At 43.2% G+C, this 19686-nt stretch carries 15 protein-coding genes and 1 tRNA gene; 7 read left to right on the top strand and 9 right to left on the bottom strand.

Translation table 11 applies throughout. The features are described from left to right. Positions 1-19: 19 nt before the first annotated feature. The 4 genes from Q0502_RS12730 to Q0502_RS12715 all read left to right on the top strand — a co-directional run bounded on the left by Q0502_RS12730 (position 20) and on the right by Q0502_RS12715 (position 5354). Positions 20-1393, top strand: a complete 1374-nt coding sequence (locus Q0502_RS12730) for a hypothetical protein (protein ID WP_298651285.1) — start codon at positions 20-22, stop codon at positions 1391-1393. A 71-nt stretch (positions 1394-1464) separates the two neighbouring features. Further along, positions 1465-2412, top strand: coding sequence for a hypothetical protein (locus Q0502_RS12725; protein WP_298651283.1), 948 nt, complete (start codon positions 1465-1467; stop codon positions 2410-2412). A 15-nt stretch (positions 2413-2427) separates the two neighbouring features. Continuing rightward, positions 2428-3804, top strand: coding sequence for a DegT/DnrJ/EryC1/StrS family aminotransferase (locus Q0502_RS12720; protein WP_298651281.1), 1377 nt, complete (start codon positions 2428-2430; stop codon positions 3802-3804). A 122-nt stretch (positions 3805-3926) separates the two neighbouring features. Continuing rightward, positions 3927-5354 carry a twin-arginine translocation signal domain-containing protein gene (locus Q0502_RS12715; RefSeq protein WP_298651280.1) on the top strand — a complete coding sequence of 476 codons (1428 nt, stop codon included), beginning with the start codon at positions 3927-3929 and terminating at the stop codon, positions 5352-5354. Between the two features lie 168 nt (positions 5355-5522). Here Q0502_RS12715 and Q0502_RS12710 read toward each other — a convergent pair whose 3' ends face one another. The 3 genes from Q0502_RS12710 to Q0502_RS12700 all read right to left on the bottom strand — a co-directional run bounded on the left by Q0502_RS12710 (position 5523) and on the right by Q0502_RS12700 (position 10503). Beyond that, positions 5523-6866 (bottom strand): Gfo/Idh/MocA family oxidoreductase, encoded by a 1344-nt coding sequence (locus Q0502_RS12710; RefSeq protein WP_298651278.1) that lies wholly within the window; start codon positions 6864-6866, stop codon positions 5523-5525. A gap of 165 nt (positions 6867-7031) precedes the next feature. Continuing rightward, positions 7032-7826, bottom strand: coding sequence for a basic secretory protein-like protein (locus Q0502_RS12705; protein ID WP_298651276.1), 795 nt, complete (start codon positions 7824-7826; stop codon positions 7032-7034). 346 nt (positions 7827-8172) lie between these two features. Further along, a complete protein-coding gene (locus tag Q0502_RS12700) occupies positions 8173-10503 on the bottom strand; it encodes a GH92 family glycosyl hydrolase (protein ID WP_298651274.1) in 2331 nt (776 codons plus the stop codon). 268 nt (positions 10504-10771) lie between these two features. Here Q0502_RS12700 and Q0502_RS12695 point away from each other — a divergent pair, with 268 nt between their 5' ends. From Q0502_RS12695 to Q0502_RS12685, 3 genes are all read left to right on the top strand, one after another. Beyond that, a complete protein-coding gene (locus Q0502_RS12695) occupies positions 10772-11785 on the top strand; it encodes an alpha/beta hydrolase (RefSeq protein WP_298651272.1) in 1014 nt (337 codons plus the stop codon). A gap of 118 nt (positions 11786-11903) precedes the next feature. Then, complete coding sequence (locus Q0502_RS12690) at positions 11904-12089, top strand: hypothetical protein (protein WP_298651270.1); 186 nt, start codon at positions 11904-11906, stop codon at positions 12087-12089. A gap of 17 nt (positions 12090-12106) precedes the next feature. Beyond that, entirely contained in the window at positions 12107-12799 is a 693-nt protein-coding gene (locus tag Q0502_RS12685; RefSeq protein WP_298651268.1) for a DUF72 domain-containing protein, read from the top strand. 76 nt (positions 12800-12875) lie between these two features. Here Q0502_RS12685 and pdeM read toward each other — a convergent pair whose 3' ends face one another. The 6 genes from pdeM to Q0502_RS12655 form a co-directional block, all read right to left on the bottom strand. After that, entirely contained in the window at positions 12876-13520 is a 645-nt protein-coding gene (gene pdeM / locus Q0502_RS12680) for a ligase-associated DNA damage response endonuclease PdeM (RefSeq protein WP_298651266.1), read from the bottom strand. A 215-nt stretch (positions 13521-13735) separates the two neighbouring features. Next, positions 13736-16198, bottom strand: a complete 2463-nt coding sequence (locus Q0502_RS12675; RefSeq protein ID WP_298651264.1) for a ligase-associated DNA damage response DEXH box helicase — start codon at positions 16196-16198, stop codon at positions 13736-13738. 6 nt (positions 16199-16204) lie between these two features. After that, complete coding sequence (locus Q0502_RS12670; RefSeq protein ID WP_298651262.1) at positions 16205-17785, bottom strand: ATP-dependent DNA ligase; 1581 nt, start codon at positions 17783-17785, stop codon at positions 16205-16207. Between the two features lie 13 nt (positions 17786-17798). Then, entirely contained in the window at positions 17799-18839 is a 1041-nt protein-coding gene (locus tag Q0502_RS12665; RefSeq protein WP_298651260.1) for a ligase-associated DNA damage response exonuclease, read from the bottom strand. Between the two features lie 282 nt (positions 18840-19121). After that, positions 19122-19194: transfer RNA gene (locus tag Q0502_RS12660), tRNA-Lys, on the bottom strand. Between the two features lie 180 nt (positions 19195-19374). Then, a complete protein-coding gene (locus Q0502_RS12655) occupies positions 19375-19641 on the bottom strand; it encodes an HU family DNA-binding protein (RefSeq protein ID WP_298651258.1) in 267 nt (88 codons plus the stop codon). Positions 19642-19686 lie beyond the last annotated feature (45 nt).

Here is a 19686-nt window from a genome sequence, read left to right as displayed (position 1 = left end):
CAATAAAAAATTAACAAAAATGAAGAAAACTGTTTTTATTTCTATTTTAATGTTGCTTTTTTTGGCTGGATGCAATGAAAGCCAGACTGATTCTACCGGCAATAAAAGGGCAGATCAGTCTGATAATCAATCTCCTCTGGTTGCAAAAAGGTATTTTTCAGGATTTGATGACGCCCATGATACCTACAATGCGATATCCAAGGCAAGCGACGGAAAAATATATTATGTATTATCATCTACGAGACATGATGTGGGAGGACAATTCTATAGCTATGATCCCCAGACTGATAAAACAGAATTTATTGCCGATTTATCTGAAGCTTTAGGCGAAAAACAACAAAAATATATCGCGCAAGGGAAAAGCCATGTGGAATTCTACGAGAAAGATAAAAAATTGTATTTTGCTACTCATCTGGGATATTACCAGATGATAGACGGTGCGGAAAATGTACCCACAGTAGCTCCGGAAGGCTATCAATTATATCCCGGCGGACATTTTGTTTACTACGATTTAAATACAAAGGAATTGAAGAGTTTGTCAATTGCTCCTGAAGGAGAAGGTATTATTACTATGGTGATGGACCAGGAACGGGACCAGTTGTACGGACTCACATGGCCAAAAGGGTTACTGGTTCATCATGACATAAAAACCGGTACCCTCCGGAATTTAGGCCCGGTATCAAAAGCCGGTGAAACTCAATTAGGCACAGATAACTTCAGGGTAATCTGCCGTTCAATGTTTGTGGATCCCCGGGATGGAAATGTATATTATTCTACAGGGGACGGCGATATATACTATTACAATCCTTCTTTGTCCGCTCCGGAAAAACTGGAAGGCGTTGATCTACGAATTGATTACTTTGGTTCGTATGACCCTAAAGATGCGGGAAGCATGGGCTATAACTGGAGAAAGATATATTGGTATGGACCGGAAAACAAAGCCTATGGAGTTCATGGTAATTCCGGCTATCTGTTTACTTTTGATCCAAAGGAAAAGAAAATTGAAATAATCGACCGTATCACTTCCGGACCTTCAAAGAAAAGCGGAATGTTTGACCAGTTCAGCTATGGATATCTTGGGTTCATGATTGATAAAAACGGGGTAATCCATTATTTAACCGGTGCTCCTATCTACGAGAACGGAAAAAGAGTTACCGGACTTGACAAAATTAATATGGGTGCAGCGAAAGGATTGGAACATCTTCATATCGTAACTTACGACATCCCGAAAAAAGAATACAGAGATCTGGGACCTGTATTTTATGAAGACAAGGCTTATCCTACCTATGTAAATTCCATTGCTTTGGACGATGCAGGAAACGTATATACTTTAGCCCGCTTTATGCATAATGGGAAAGAGATAGAAGATTTGATCAAAGTAGAATTACCCTAAATCATTTCTCATAATCCATTTTCAAACCGGCACTTATTGTAATTGTATTTCATAAATAATTCAAAAGGACGATGAAATCGAACAAAATAACAAGAATATCCTTTTTCACTCCCGTATCTTCAGGTACCGTGGCAACAGCGATTGCATCACTTCTCGTCGGCTATTGCCTGTTTTTCTCCAGTTGTGGCTCAACCGAAAAACTGTCGGAAGATACATTCAAATTCTCTCCTGAACAACGGATGGTACTGGGTACTTATGCCGGCTTACCAAAACTTTCAAACGGGCGGGCAGATCTTGATAAGTTGATTGAACAATTGAAAGATCTCAATGCAAATACATATAACTGGCTAATATGGCAAAATGAAAACGACTGGGATGACCTGAAGCTTTTTCTTCCCATGGCATTAAAAAACCGGATCGCTGTATGGGTTTCCTTAGTACCGCCTTCCGAATCAAAACCAAAAGCTAAATGGAATTCAGAGCCTTTTGGAACAGACTATATCAGATGGTCGGAAGAGATCGCAAAGCTTAGTGTAAATTATCCTAATCTGGTCGCATTCAGTATTGATGATTTTGTACATAACCTTACTTTTTATACGCCGGAATATGTGAAGAAAATGATGAATGAAATCGATAAAATAAACCCATCACTTCAATTTATTCCCTGCTCCTATTATCGGCAGATAACGGCTGATTTTGCACAAAAATATGCACCACTGCTCGATGGGATACTGTTTCCATACCGGGCAGAATCTGAGGGAGGAAATCTTCAGAATGCCGAATTGGTTGAGCAGGAAATTGCAAAACTGAGAAGCCTCTTCAAGGGGCAGATGCCAATTTATATCGATGTATATCTGACAGCTCATTCCCGACTGGGGGCTTCTACTCCCTCCTACGTAGAAGAAGTAATTCGAAGCGGAAGGGAACATGCGGATGGTGTATTGATTTATAAACATCCTGATCCTGTAAATGACGCTGAAAAGTATCAGATTGTGAAAACCGGATTTGTAAATAATTAAAATTACAATTACACAATGAAATCAAATAAAGTATCAAGAAGATCATTTCTGACAACCGTATCGGCAGGTACGGTGGTGGCGGCTACCGCCAGCGCCATAAAACCGATGGAAAGCATATCCAACAATATCTATGTTAAAGAAAGCGGTAAATTGGCTGCATTGGGTGGCGAACCCTTAGTGAAAGGAAAAGTATGGCCTGCATGGCCCTACGTGGATGAGAAAATTGTGGAAAGAGTGACCCATGTAATCAGGTCGGGCAAATGGAACCGGATAGATAATCCCAGTGCAGGGACCGTAGCTACATTTGAACGGGAATATGCAAAACTTATGGGAGTAAAAGGCTGTGTTACCACCGGCTCAGGTACCCAAGCCCTGCATACCGTGGTAGAGGCGATGGGATTTGGCCCCGGGGACGAAATAATAACCAGCCCCTATACTGATATGGGAACTATCTCCGCCATCATAAGCGCCCGCGCGCTTCCCGTTATGGTTGACCTGGATAAGGAATCATTTCAGCTGGATCCCGCCTGGGTTGCGAAAAAAGTGAATAAAAACACAAAAGCTATTATACCGGTCCACATGATGGGACAACCGGCCGATCTGGAAAGCATAATGAGTATCGCCAAAAAGCATAATTTAAAAGTTATTGAAGACGCATGTCAGGCTCATCTCGCCGTATATCAGGGTAAAAAATTGGGAACAATAGGAGATGCCGGATGCTTTAGCTTCCAGACCAGCAAGACTATCTGTTGTGGAGAAGGAGGCGGTATCATCAGTAATAATGAACAACTCCTGGATAATTGTTATACGGTAATGAATCATGGAACCAGCAAGAAAGGTTCCCATGCAACGATAGGACCCAAGTATAGGATGAATGAGTTTGAGGCGGCCGTACTTTTGGAACAATTGACCCGTGCAGAGGAGCAATTTGAAACACGTAACCGGAATGCCGCTTACCTGAGTTCCAAATTGAAAGGATTCAAAGGGCTCGTACCTCAGAAACTGTACAAAGGAACAACCAAAGGTTCCTTCTATTTATATACCATGGCTTACCATAAGGAACACTGGAACAATGCCCACCGCAATGTGTTCTTAAAAGCCGTTGCGGCAGAGGGAATATCTCTAAGTCCCTATATTAGAAACGGATTGCACAGGGAACCATGGACTGACAATATTCTCGCAAGAAAAGAATACCAGACCATGTACACGCCTGAAAGAAGACAACAGTTCAAGGCGGACCTGAACCTGCCCAATTGCGATTGGGTATGTGACAATATGGTAATGTTGTGGGCAAGCGGGCCGCTATTAGCAACCCAGAAAGACATGGATGATGTAATCAATGCAATTATGAAAGTATATGAGAATAGAGATAAGTTGCATTTGATTTCTTGATCTGAAAGGAGTAGGAGAAAGATTCCCCGAATATACTCACCGGTAAAATAGGAGCTCTCTATAAATTTATAAACTGCCGGTAAATTATTCGGAATACTCCAGTGCAAAAAATAGGCAAAGAGATGAAAACAAAAAATATATCGCGAAGATCGTTTCTCACCACCATAACCGCTGGCATGGCCGTTGCAGCCACTGCAAATGTTATTCAACCTATGGAAAGTATTTCCCAGCGTATTGGTACGAAATCGGAAAAATCATCCGGAGAGTTAAAGATTGGGGTATTTGACGTAGATGCAACTCCCCCTGTAGGAAGCCAATTGACATATGATCGCATGATCAATTCATCTGATTTGGGATTACGTGCAAAAGGAATTGTATTAACCGGGGCGGGAGCGCCTATAATTTTATGTGCTATCGACTGGATAGGAATTTCCAATGAATCACAAGATATTTTTAAACAATCTTTGGCCGTCGCAGCCGGGACTACCCCGGAACGGGTGGCAGTACATACCGTTCACCAACATGATGCACCTATATGTGATTTTACGGCAGAGAGATTATTAAAAGAAAATAATCTTCCTGTAGGATGTTTTGATGGTTCTTTTGCCAGGATACTCATAAAAAATATTCAGGAGGCGATTATCAACGCCGGTAAGGTATTACAGCCTGTTACCGATATTGGCCTGGGTAAAGCTCCGGTGTATGAGGTTGCTTCCAACCGGAGAGTGGATATGGTGGATGGAAAAATAAAGACAATGCGGGGATCTGCATGTAATGACTCTTTGCTGAGAGATAAACCCGAAGGGCTTATTGATCCTGATGTCTCTTTAATCAGTTTCTGGAATAAAGACAAACCATTGGCGGTTTTGAGTTTCTATGCCACTCATCCGCAAAGTTACTACCGTACAGGAATTGCAAATCCCGATTTTCCCGGAATTGCACGGTTTCTACGCCAGTTAGCTGTTCCGGATGCATTACATGTCCATTTTAATGGTGCGGGAGGAAATATTGCTGCGGGCAAATATAATGATGGCAGTCATGAAAATCGGTTCCTATTGGCCGAAAAAATGGCTGACGGAATGGAACGCGCCTGGCATAACATAAGGAAATATCCTGTTTCCGCAAAAAATGTCAGATGGACAACGGAACCCATCCTGTTACCGGCAAATCCCTCCACAGCCGAAATTGAGAAAAACATGGCAACAGGTAACGGTCCTTATCTGGCGAATAATATGGGACGATTAGGATGGTATAAACGTGTATTGGAAGGAAAGACCATTGATATCGGTTGTCTTACTGTAAATGAGGCGCAAATTTTCTTTATGCCGGGGGAATTGTTTGTAGAATACCAATTGGCAGCAAAAGCAATGGCACCTGATAAATTCGTGACAATGGCTGCTTATGGAGACTATGGCCCATTTTATATCGGCACAAAAGAAGCATATGGCGAAGGTGGATATGAAATTCTATCAAGTCCTGTTACAGAGGACGCTGAAATAATTATTTTAAATGCGATTCAATCCCTCAATGATAAATTACAAAAACCATAACCTAACCAATGCATACTGCTATCCTCACCGCTTCCACTTTCCGGTCGCTCCATTAATATAGTGAAATAGACTAAATATTCAATTGGTTAACAAAAAGCCGCCGGAAGGAAAATATGAATGATTCATAGTTCTTCCGGCGGAATAAAAAGAGAATTTTCAAAAAACGGTTTATAATTTCATTTCCCAGCCTTTTTGATATTTCCTGTTCCAGAGCTTACCGGCTGCACGGTTGTTAATAATATGTCCGTTTACAGGATCTGTCCTGAATGTAGTTTTTGTACGCTGGGCAATATTACCTAAATGAGCCAGAGTTGTGCTGATACACCCCACATTAATATCGGCATTCAAAGGGGTGCCTTTTCTGATACCGTCCAGAAAGTTCGAGAAATGGAATGAATCGAGCTGTTGAGTAGGATTGGTGATATCTCCGGCTTTAAACGACATTTCACTGGTTACCTCTTTCACCAGTTTATTTTTCAGGTCATATACCTTATAAGCATTTCCTCCTCCGATAACCAGACTGCCGGTCTCTCCGTAGAATACGCAACCTACCGAAGAATCTTCAATGTTGCGACTATTACAACTTCTGCCTTCCCAAGTGATCAACTTGTTATCTCCATATTCGAGATTGATTATCTGGGTATCCGGGAACTGCCAATCGTCACGGTAAACATATCTGTCTCCCGAAGAATTTACGTGCGTGGGATAGGTCAGATCCATCCCCCATCTCAGAATATCCAGAAAGTGTACACCATTGTTTCCTGCTTCGCCGGTTCCCCAGTTATAGAACCAATGCCAGTGGTAATGAAGATAATTATCCTTGTATTCAGCCACCCTGGGAGCAGGACCCTGCCACAATTCCCAATCGAGCCAATCAGGTACTGCAGTAACCTTACCCGTTCCTATGGAAGCCCTGTTGTTTACATACCAGGCTTTACCGAAATATACCTTCCCAATCACGCCGTCTTTTATTTCCTGTACCGCATTGATCACATTCGGCCATGACCTGCGCTGCATCCCTGTCCCCGCCACTACATTGTATTTCTTCACCGCCTGCATCAAGATTTCATCTTCAGCAGGATTATGACTCGTTGGTTTTTCCACATAAACATGTTTTCCGGCTTTTATCGCCATAAGGGCAGCGGGGGCATGCCAATGCTCGGGTGTGGCAATGAAGACGGCATCCATATCTTTTTTCTCCAGCAATTTTCTGATATCTTTCTCTCCTATCGGAGTGTTACCACCAATTTTTACTACGCTGGCTATACATTTTTCCATGGCACGTTTATCCACGTCGCATACATAGGCTATCTCACAACCTTTCTCCTTTGCAAATCCTCCGGCCAGTGCATTTCCCCGTGAATTTACTCCAATGGCGCCCATCCTTATTTTCTCATTGGCACCGACAATGTTATTATAACTTCTTGCACTAAAACCCGGTAATACACCGCCTACCGATACAGCGGCAGTGCCGATCGCGATATTTCTGATAAATTCTCTTCTTGTAGTCATAGTATTTATAGTTTATGAATACACAAATTTACAGAATTAAATTCTGTGTAGTTTTCCTTTTACGTTCTGATATCATCAAAAAACGCAGGAAAAGAGATGAAATATTTTCAAATGGCAAGAAGCCATAAAATAAATCAAAGTGACCCGTATGATTACTTCCAATAACTAATCTTTGCCGGGATTCGTTTGCAGATACTTCTGATACTCATCCCATAGTACATCTACACTGTGATGCTGACCCAGAACGTATTTAAGGGCTTTATCGAATCCCCAGGGAACGATATCAAGGGCCGACCTGTTGAATTTGCGGAGAAAATCGGGATCTTTTGTGGTAAGCCAGTCCAGAAAATAGCCGGTACGCTGATAACCGTCTTTCCAACTTCCACCCGGTTTGCGATTGTCTTGAGGGAAACCTCCGTTATGGATCCGCACAGCATCAGCCATGCCTTCGATAAAAATCCAGAACTCACCACCGTCACCATACGTTCCTATACCTTGCGGCTCGAGTTGGAACCCATGCGTTAGTTCATGAAGCAAAACTCCCCGCGTTTCAAACAGTACTTTCTCATCACCGGCATCCTTTTCAGATTTTTCAACCCAACGCGAGCTGTAGAAGATTGTAATTTCAGGGGGAGTACCGCCTTTGGCTGATATGCCATCAATATCCCTCAATTCGTAATTGATTTTTCTAACCCCGGGAATTGAGTCTTTTTCGCTCCAATACAACGTTTGGACCACTTCCAGAATGGCTGCATTGATATATTTTCCGGGGGCGGGAATGATGCGGTTGTAGATTTCCCAACCTTTTGTACCGGAGGCTTTATTCACAAAATTGATTTCGGGATACCGGAATCTTTTCCAATCACTTACTTTTTCCTGGGAGAACAATCCGGAAGAACAACACATGTAGAACAACACGAACAAGGCGAACAAGGCGAACGAAATTTTCCTGATTTTCATATGATTATTTTATTTAGAACAAAGAATAAAGAGCAAAAAACAAAGACATTCACAGATATAGCAATTTATCGATTTACAAATTAAATCATTAAATCACCAAATTATTATCAGATTGACTTACATGCTCGTTTCATAGATTATTTATTTGTTGGAATATGTAACTCTTTAGGATCAAGACTCAACAAGATTGATTGCATATTATCATATTCACTAAATTAGTCTCTCTCTTAAGAAACAAAATCAATCCAAGTGTTTCAACTCTTTTTTTAAACGGATAAAACCGTTCCGGAATGCTTAGTTCTGAAACCGTCCTGGTCATTATCCTTTATAAGAATATCATTACGATTTAGTGTGTGAATGAATAGGGTTTTTGGTAGGACGACGATTTTTTGTTTGACTTACTGCTCATTTCAAACACCAGTTCACCTCCGTTTACTATATCGGAATGGGTAATAAAGCTTTTGCGGTAAGGGCTGCCATTCAGTTTTATCGATTTTACATATACATTCTCATCGGCATAATTCTCCGCTTTCACGGTAAATCTTTTCCCGTTTTCGAGGTTTATAACGGCCTCTTTCACCAACGGGGAACCAATGACATATTGGTCGGAGCCGGGACAAACAGGATAAAAACCCATCGAAGAAAAGATATACCAGGCGGACATCTGGCCGCAATCATCATTCCCCGACAAGCCATCGATTTTATTCTTGTACATCTGCTTCATGATGGAGTGTAACCGTGATTGTGCTTTCCACGGCTCATCTGTCCATCTATACAGATAGGGTACATGATGGCTCGGCTCGTTCCCATGCACATAATTTCCCATTAAACCTTCTTCGTTGATATCTTCCGTATTTTCGAAATACTTTGCAGGAAGATGCATGGTAAACAACGAATCCAGACGACGGACAAACTGCCTTTCTCCACCCATCTGCTTTATTAATCCGTCTACATCGTGAGGTGCAAAGAACGAATAGTTCCACGTATTTCCCTCAATAAATCCCTGTCCGTGCGTATCCAACAGATCGAAATCCTTTTTAAACGTTCCGTCTTGCAGTTTCGGACGGGCAAAGCCAAGCGATGGGTCGAATACATTCCGGTAGTTCAGTGCACGGCGTGCATATTCATCGGCCACCTCTTTATCATCCAACTGCTTGCCCAATGTATAAATCGTCCAATCGTCGTACGCATATTCCAATGTGACGGAAGCAGCCGAACCGCTCCGCTCCAGAGGCACATACCCCAACGCTGTGTATTCTTTGATCCCATCATAATAATCCACGTTGGAACTATATAGACACGCCTCTAACGCCAGTTTTTTATCAATATCCAACCCTTTGGCAATGGCATCTGACACCACCGAAACCGAATGGTAACCGATCATACACCAGTTTTCATTACCCATATGCGACCAGACGGGTAATGCCCGGTGTACACTTTGTTGGTAGTGGTGGAGCATTGAATTGACAAACTGCGTGCTTCGGGCCGGTTTGACCAGGTTCATCAACGGATGCTGAGCACGGAACGTATCCCAGACAGAAAAGATCGTATAGTTGACCTGACCCTCTTCCGCCTGGTGAATATTGTGGTCGATACCCCGATAGCGGCCATCTACATCCTGATAAATGGAAGGATTGATCATCGTATGGTACAACGCCGTATAGAAAACAGCTTTGGTATCATCATCGGCATCCATTTCTATACAACCTAATTCTTTTTCCCATTTTTGCTGCGTCTGTTCCCATATCTCATCGAACGATTTCGTTTCGGTCTCGGCTTGTAAGTTCTTCATTGCACCCAGACAATCCACGGGTGATAGGGCGACCTGAATTTCGAGCGGTTGCCCGTCAGAAAAATCGAAATCGAAGAATGCGGTCAGGCGGGTTCCGAACATCTCGGGAAAATTCTCCGTCATATCAAATTTACGCCAAAAGCCGTTATATTTCACCTTTTCATTGTTACGGCAACCGTATTTGACTATCGGCTTGGAGAACTTCACGGCAAAATGGGTATAGTTCATGCGCGACCAGCCCCGTGTGATACGATAACCCGTGAGCGTACAGGGATCTTCCACCCGCAGGTTGGCCATCAGCGTCTTACCGTCGTAATAGTAAATACCGTAATCAAGATCGATCACGATATGCCCCGTTTCAGTCCCTTCCGGGAAAGTATACCGATGCACCCCTACCCGATCGGAAGCCGTCAATTCCGCCAGGATACCGTAATCATCCAGCATCACGGAATAATACCCAGCTTCAGCTTTTTCTTTCTCATGACTGAAACGCGAACGGTATCCGCTACCGGGATCCTGAGCCGTACCCATATCCAGTTTCACCTCTCCGGTCATCGGCATGATAAGGATGTCGCCCAGGTCGGAGTGTCCCGTCCCGTTGAAGTGTGTGTGACTGAAACCAACAATCGTTTTATCGTCGTACTGATATCCGGCGCAATAGCGATAAGCATCGGGCTGATAAACCCCATCAATGTTGTGGGGAATCATTTCAGTATCGGGACTTAACTGTACCAAACCAAAAGGAGCACATGCTCCCGGAAATGTATGTCCCATGCTTTTCGTACCCACCATCGGATTTACAAAATCAATGTTTCGTTGAGCGTTGACTGAAAATGCTAACATACAAAGAAGCAGTAAGGTAATAGAATATTTTAATCGGCTCATTCAGATGTGCTGTTTTATTAAATCACAAAGTTAGGGAAAAACATGCAAGCAGAGAAAAATAATTGTGATTAAGGATACTTCCCATAATTTAGCTATTTCTCACTAACAGATTGCTTTGAAATTTGTTATATAAAATCATGGATAGTATGAGCTTATTAGAAGTCTTAATCGATATAACCAATGTGTGTTATGTATGCGGTTAAAATCCATCCCGGCCCGAAAAGATGGTTAAGACAGTCAAATACATTCATCATTAAAAATTTTAATTATGGCACAGACAATTCAGGGTGAAAAGGACCCGCAAATTTTAATTCAGATCAGGGAATTTTTAAATGCGCTCAATAATAGCGGCGGAAAGCCCCTGGAAACTCTTACACCCCCGGAAGCAAGACAGGTACTTATAGATACGCAAAAATCTGTAGAGGTTGACTATTCCGGTATCAATGAAACGGAAAGAGAGATTACACAGGATGGAATTACAGTAAATATCCATATTATAAAACCTGAGCAAGCAAAAGAAGAAAAGCTTCCGGTATTTATATACATTCATGGTGGAGGTTGGATTTTGGGAGATTACCCCACACACAAAAGACTTGTACGTGATCTGGTTGTAAACAGTGGTGCAGCAGCTGTTTTTGTGGATTATACACCATCGCCCGAAGCACAGTATCCGGTTGCTATCAATGAAATCTATGCCGCAACAAAGTGGGTGGCTGCAAATGGAGATATAATAGGAGTGGATGGATCAAATTTAGCTATTGCAGGAAACAGCGTAGGTGGAAATATGAGTACCGTGACCTGTCTGATGGCAAAAGACAAAGGTGGACCGCATATTAAATTCCAATTGCTGTTGTGGCCTGTAACTGACGCAGATTTTTCGCATGATTCATGGCATAAATATGCTGATGGACGATTCCTTACCGCTTCGTTGATGAAGTGGATGTGGGACAATTATCTACCGGATACAGCAAAACGCAAAGAATATTATGCAACCCCTTTCAATGCTTCTATCGACCAGTTGAAAGGACTTCCCCCTGCATTGGTGCAATTGGCGGAGAATGACATTCTTTTTGATGAAGGATTAGCTTATGCAAGAAAGTTAGATGAAGCTGGTGTCCCAACGACGATTCAGACCTACAACGGATTTATCCATGATTATGGTTTATTAAATCCATTGGATCATATAGAAGCAGTAAGGCTTTCTACCGAACAAAGTGCATTAGCGCTTAAAAAGGCTTTGTTCGGTAAAGCCCCCCTTGCGGTTGGGAAGAAGGCTAATTAAAACCCATAGGTTATAAATTAGTTTAAAATCCAGAGCTGAAAACGATTTAGCTGGAGGGGTTCAATGGAGAATAAACCCAGAGAAGATAAAAAACAGTGACATCCTAAACGATGAGTTTATGAAGTACGGAAAGGTAGAAGATCCTACAGGTATAGATTTCAACATTCCTGCCGATGATGCAGCAACGAAAGAAATTTTGAAGAGTGCCCCAAATGGACCCTTTGAAGTATATATCGGTTGCGCTAAATGGAACAAAACCGATTTGAAGGGTTTTATTCACGGCAATTTAATTCCATCGAAATGAATTCCGTGTTTTACAGTATGCCGAAGGCAGACCAGGTGGTGAAATGGAAAAACAAAACTCCGGACGGATTTAAGTTTTTCCCGAAAATCACACAATCTATCAGTCATATGCGCCGCTTAGACAATGTAGAAGAGCTTACAAAGATGTATTGCGATGCCATTTCCCATTTCGAAGAAAAACTGGGGATCTGTTTTCTGCAACTACACGAAAACTTCGGCGTCAAAGGTTTCGACAAACTAAAAGCATTTGTGACGGATTTCCCGAAAGTTATTCCGCTGGCGGTAGAAGTGCGAAGCAAAGAATGGTACTCCGACAAAAAAATTTGGAACGAGTATTGCCATTTCCTTGAAACGCATCATACTGCCAATGTTATCGTGGATACTGCCGGCAGGCGCGATATGATGCATATGCGGCTGACAACACCCACAGCTTTTATTCGTTTCACGGGTTGTAATGTAGACGAAATAGACTACAGGCGCATAGATGATTGGGGTGAGCGAATTATTCAATGGAAAGATTCAGGATTGAGGCAATTGTGTTTTTTCGTTCACCAGAACGAAGAAAAATCATCACCGCTCCTTTCGGCATACCTTATTGAAAAGCTCAACAATAAACTTAATCTCGATTTACACGTTCCAAAAAGGGCTGACTGGTATGCCCCGAATCTCTTTTCCGCTATTCCTGATAACGGGGAGATCAAATTCGAATGATAGGATCGGCGTTGATTGGTGTATTCTCGTTAGTTGAAAGTATTTCAATTTTAAAGTATCCGTTATCGTATATAACTCAGACAATGAAAATCCCGTCTTCGTGAATCGCATAACAAACCGTATTTTCTGGCAGAGAATGGGTATCCAAACCGGTAAATAAACTGAAGGCAGGCAGGATAAGCAGATTGCCTGCAAGGGCAAAACAGGGAAATCTCAGGTACTTCCCGTGGGGCATACGGATACTCACTCCGGGGTGAGTATGCCCGCTGATGGTCGGGATTTCACTTTGGACAGGGTAATGGGAGAAGTGAATATTTTGCAATTGCAGGGTGTCATAATAATGGGTAATGCCCAATTCATTCAACTTTTTGGGAGCATACCTGTCGTGGTTGCCCCTGATGAGCGAAAAACAGGTTTCCGGAAACTGCAAAGCCAGGCTTCTGAAAGATTCCACTTCCTTATTTGCGCCGGCATGAACCAGGTCTCCTACAATGATCATTTGTCCTGGGTGGTAATGAACCAACAGTTGTTGCAAACGGAACAGGTCATGCTCACTTACGGTTGTGGGTAATGCTATGCCGTGTTTACGAAAATGAGCCGCTTTTCCCAGATGCAGATCGGATAGTATCAGCACATTTTCCCGGGGCCAATAGATCGTCCGTTGATTGTTTAGAAGTAGTTTCTGTCCACCAAATAACAGAGGATGTTCCGATAGTTTCATATAATTTTTTTTGTCGGCATATAGAATATTTTTAGAATCTGGAAGAAGTTAGAAATTGGAATTTAGAACTAAGAAGTTTGAAGTATAAGATGAGAAGAAGTCAAGATTTGACTACGTCGATTTGCAATTCATTGTCAATTATCCATTGTCAATTGTCAATTAATAAAGTCTTTATTCCTTGCTCTTTATTCTTTATTCTTAACTTCATGCTTGTTTCATATACGCTTTTTAGGTTGCTTTAATGTTCTTTCCTGCAACTTCACGATACGTGCTGCCAGATCTTCGCTCGACAGGGATTGGCGCAGGCTGTCCACTTTTATCGGGAAGCTCAAGGGAGTAAATCCCGTTGAAAACCGGTAAATGATCTTGCTTTGGTTGATGCGATTGAACGCAGCGATTAACCGTTCTTCTTCCAGTTGCTGATTAAACACTTCGGCATAAGCCTGGCGTAGTAAAAGACTGCGGGGTTCATATTCCTCCAGCACCTGAAATATAAGTCCCGATGAGGACTGCAATGATTTATTGTTACGCTGCTTTCCATATACGTTTCGAATAACCATCCCCGAAATTACGGCAATATCCCGGAATTTCCGCCTGGCCATTTCCGTGGCATTGATACTGTCGACGACATCCTGCATAAGGTTTTCCCTGCTGAGGACTTGCTGAAGTTCCTGTTCGGAAAGCCTGATTTCCGAATCGGAAAACAGTTCAAACCCATAGTCATTCATCGCTATTGAAAAGCTGATCGGATACAATCGGCTGATACGGTGCGCAATAAGCGCTGACATCACCTCATGCACCAACCGGCCCTCAAAAGGATACATAAACAGATGGTATCCTTCCCGGGTCTTGATGAACTCCACTAAAAATTCATCAACAGCAGGGATATGCGAATGCTCGCTCTGCCTTGCCAGTAAAGGATGCAGGAAATTAAGCTCTTTTTCTTTCGCCTGCGGATGTGCCGATAAAGCCAACTTCTGCCGTAGAAAATAGGAGAGATTGGAAGTCAATGACAACCGTCCACCGAGCCAGCTTGGTGCAATGGCTTTGCCCGCGGCATTTCTGACATACACGGTCATTTCTTTGATATGTGCCAATTCTACTATTCTCCCGGCCAGAATAAACTTATCGCCTTTTTTCAATTTGGAAATAAAATACTCTTCCACCATGCCCAGGTATCCGCCTGAAATAAATTTCACCCGCAACATGGCATCACTCACGATGACGCCGATATTCATGCGGTGCAGCATCGCTATACGCCGTTTTTGAACCACAAATAATCCGTCTTCCTGTCTGACCACTTTGTGAAATTCCTCATAATTTTTACCCACACTGCCACCCTGTGTGATGAACATGATACACCACCGCCATTCTTCTTCCGTGATTTCAGAAAACGCAAATGTACTTTTGATAACGGCAAACAGTTCATCAGCCTTGAATCCTCCACCTAATGCGATGGTTACTAAAAACTGGACCAGCACGTCAAAGGTCATCACCATGGGTTCCCGCCGTTCAATAGTTTGCGTCTTGACCGCTTCTTTCAATGCCGATACTTCGATAAGTTCCAGGGAATGTGTCGGAACAAAATAGATTTTGGATACTTCATACGGTGAATGTCCGCTTCTGCCCGCACGTTGCATAAATCTTGCCACACCTTTGCTCGACCCGATCTGGATAACGGTATCTACCGGCTTGAAATCCACGCCTAAATCCAATGACGAAGTCGATACTACAGCTTTCAATCTGCCTTCGCTCAACGCCTCTTCTATCCACTGCCGGATGTTCCCGTCGATCGAACTGTGGTGCAAGGCCAGCTTTCCTGCAAAATCGGGATAGGCATCCAACAGAAGTTGATACCACATCTCACTCTGATTGCGGGTGTTAGTAAAAATGAGGGTGGATTTGCTTGCCAAAATGATCGGAACAACCTTGTCCGCCAGTTTACCACCGAGATGACCGGCCCAGGGTAATACTTCCACTTCGTCGGGATACACCGGCAAGATCTCAATCTGTTTTTTCTCTTTGGCAATGACTTTTGTTTTCTTTTTTTCGGCAGGCAACAGAACATCCATGGCTTCGTCAAGATTGCCGATAGTAGCCGTGATACCCCAGACACGCAGTTTTTTATGTTGGCTTTTCAGGTAAACCAACGCTAATTCCACCATCACACCACGTTTCGTACTCAAAAGCTCGTGCCATTCATCCACGGCAACACATCGTATGTTTTTGAAAAAACTCTGCCTCCCTTTTTGTGCCAACAGCAAGTGGAGGCTTTCGGGCGTCACCAGTAGCACATCCGGCATCGACTTGCTCTGGCGTTGTTTTACTTTCACCTCTGTATCACCGTTGCGTACACCCACCGTCCAGTCAAGCCCTATTTCTTCTATGGCTTCCTGCATGGCTCTTCCCAGATCTTTGGCAAGTGAGCGTAGCGGAGTAATCCATAGAAGCTTTAACCCGCTTTTATACTGGTCGGGGTGGTTCATAAAGTCGCTCAGCACAGCCAGGAAGATGGAAAATGTTTTTCCAAATCCCGTCGGTGCGATGACCATTCCACTGTAACCATTGGCGTAGCGCTCCCAGGTTCTCTCCTGAAAACCAAACGGTATATTGCCTTTGGACCGCATCCATCGCGCAATAATAGTATATCCTTCTGTTTGTTGGAATTTCCTGGCCAAAGCGCGTTATTTAATCAGTTTCTTAATTTCCTCAATATCATCAATTTCATCGACGGTTTTGTCTTTGCGCCACCGCAAAATCCGTGGAAAACGCAGTGCCACGCCCGATTTGTGCCGTGTGCTGAAACCGATGCCCTCAAAGGCAATTTCAAACACCAGTTCAGGTTTCACTGTACGGACAGGGCCGAATTTCTCCAGGGCATTTTTATTCACAAAACGGCTGACTTCCTGGATTTCCTTGTCTGTCAAACCCGAATAGGCTTTGGCGATGGTGACGAGTTTGCCCTCGCTTTTCACGGCAAAGGTATAATCGGTATAATAGGCACTGCGACGGCCGCTTCCTTTCTGGGCATAGATCAAAACCGCATCAATGGTCAAAGGATCAATTTTCCATTTCCACCAATTGCCTTTTTTACGTCCGGTATGGTAAGGCGATTGCCTGTGCTTGAGCATCAGGCCTTCACTGTTAATATCCCGGGCGCTTTCCCTGACAGGCGTTAATTCATCCCAGCCTGAGCAGGGTATAATCGCGGAAAGTCGTAAATGGCTGGATGGATTGAGTTGGAACAGCATTTCCAACTTTGCCCTGCGTTCATGCATCGTTTTCCCGCGCCAATCCTCTCCCTCCCACTCCAACAAATCGTATGCAAAAACCCGGACAGGTAGCTCTTCCATCATTTTTCTGGTGAGCGTTTTCCGGTTGAGACGTTTCTGAAGTTCCGAAAAATTGAGTACCTGATCGTCTTTTATGACCAATATTTCACCGTCTATAACGAAATCATCCTTCCATTGCAGCAACTCATCCCGGATTTCAGGAAATTGTCCGGTCACCAGTTCTTCCCCCCGCGACCAGATGAAAACCTCCCCGTTCCGTTTGATAAACTGCCCCCGGATACCATCCCATTTATATTCTGTCTGCCATTCGCCTATGTCGCCCAATTCTTCCGGTGCCTTATCCAAAGGATATGCCAGACAAAAAGGATAGGGCTTGGAAAGCTGGGTGTCCGTATAATGACCATTTACCAACCCTTCAAAGGTTATTTCGCCCATTTTCCAATCTCCCATGATGCTGTGCGTAACGGCATTTGCATCGAGATCATAACGTTTGGCAAGTGCATTGATGAGGGTTTTGGAAGAAACACCGAGGCGGAAGCTGCCGCCTAATAACTTGTTGAAAATAAAACGTTCGGTAGACGATAGTGCATCCCACGACTCCAACACAAAACATTTCTTTTCTTCCTCGGATTTGTCTTTCAACCCGATAATCAAATCCATCCATTCCGACAGGCTTCTCTCTATACTGTCATGAGGTTGTGGTAAGATAAGGGCGATGGTTTCGCTCATATCGCCCACCGATGAATAGCTTTCTGAAAACAGCCATTCCGGAATGCCTGACCGCTCTATTGCCCATTGCCTCATTAAGGCGCTGTGGATATTACGGCGGGGACGTTTGCCCGTGAACAAGGCCAATAGCCACAACTTGTCATCCTCTTCTGCTTCGTTCAGAAAACGGTCGATAGCCTCCAGTTTTTGAGTGGTCTTGTTGGTACTGTCCAATGCGCTTACCAGGCGGGCAAATGATTTCATATAAATGGGATTATTAATTTATTTCCGGCTGTTCATGCGTAGGGAATGCTTCATTGCTTAAAAGCGTTTTGTCTTCTTCCTCTTCATCACCAAAAGCCGTTTTCACTTCTTCCGCAGGTATGCCAATTTCATTCAGGTAGCGGGTAAAAATGGAGGTCTGACCGTGCGTGACATATACTTTTTCGGCTTCGGTCGCTTTTATGGCTTCAAGCAGCCCATTCCAATCGGCATGATCACTGATGGCAAAACCGGCATCCGCACTTCGCCAACGGCGGGCACCCCGCACCTGCATCCAGCCCGAACAAATAGCCGTTGCCTGATTCGGAATCTTGCGGATAACATTAGAATCCGCCAGGGAGGGTGGTACGATCACGATACCTTTGTCCAGATACCTGACGTCTTCCCTCAGGTCAATAGTATGATAATCCGGCAGATCGATACCCACACTTTCGTAAGCCTCGTTCAGTTTTCCGATAGAATAATGCACGTATAATGTACCCATTCCTTCCAGGGCTTTCATAATACGCTGTGCCTTGCCCAAAGAATAACCAATTAATACCGAAGTCTTACCATTTGTCTGATTTTGCAATACCCAATCCTGTAACTGCCTGTTCAAATCCAAAACCGGAAGCCAATTATAAATGGGCAACCCAAAAGTGCTCTCCGACACAAATTCGTGGCACCTGACAGGTTCAAAGGGAGTGGACAATCCATCATCCTGTATTTTGTAATCCCCCGAAACCACCACTATCCTGCCTTTATATTCCAAACGTACCTGTGCCGAGCCGATAATATGTCCGGCGGGATGGAAAGAGACTTTGACACCATTGATATGGATCACTTCATTGTACCCGACACTTTGTACGTCAATATCCGCACTCATCCTGCTTTTTAATATCGGTTCAGTATAATGATGGCATAAATAATGTTTCATTCCCCATCGGGCGTGATCTGCATGACCGTGGGTGATTAAGGCTTTATCTACCGGCCTCCACGGGTCAATGTAAAAATTACCCGCTTCACAATAGATACCTTCCGAAAGAAATGTAATCATAGATATATTATAACAAAAATGAGTCCACATCAAATCCATTATATTTTGACTGGCTAATGTAGATATATTATAGACAAATAGGGTTGGCAAAATGTTCTATGGGGGTAGGTAACAGACTCCCTGTTTTTTAAGGCTTGTTGTATTCATACGGTTTTCCGGTTTACATCCCGGTTTACCAAAACATCAAAAACCAACGCAAAAACAGGAAAAAACGACTGTGATTTATAGAGGCTATATAAAAAGAAAAACGCCTAAATATCTATATTTAAGCGCTTTAATAAGTGACCCCGGAGAGGCTCGAACTCTCGACCCAATGATTAAGAGTCATTTGCTCTACCAACTGAGCTACGGAGTCATTTTTTGGGAGGACAAAGGTAGGGATTTTTTCTTTTGTAAGAACAATTTTTTACAGAAATTTTACGATTTGTCCGTCATGAAACCACACCGCAGAGTTATTTATCTCTACGGCACAGCCCCTAAAAAAGGAACAAATCTGTCAATTTGCTCCTTTTTTATTCTACAATCAACCAGGATCTTAGAGATTGGACAGCTCTGAACCGGCTTTGAATTTTGCTGTCTTTTTCGCCGGGATGTTGATCGATTTTTTTGTACGGGGGTTGATCCCTTTTCTGGCGCTTCTTTCAGAGACAGAGAATGTTCCGAATCCTACCAATACCACTTTACCGCCAGCTTTCACTTCTCCGGAAATAGTTTCGAGGGTAGCATCCAACGCTTTTTTGGCGTCCACTTTGCTAAGGCCGGATTTTTCGGCGATAGCGCTAATTAGTTCTGATTTGTTCATAAAAAAACGTAAATAAAGAAATTAAACAGACATTAAGTCAAGGCT

It is taken from the genome of uncultured Proteiniphilum sp. (assembly GCF_937873925.1).
GTDB lineage: Bacteria > Bacteroidota > Bacteroidia > Bacteroidales > Dysgonomonadaceae > Proteiniphilum.
This window is presented reverse-complemented; position numbering and strand designations above follow the sequence as displayed.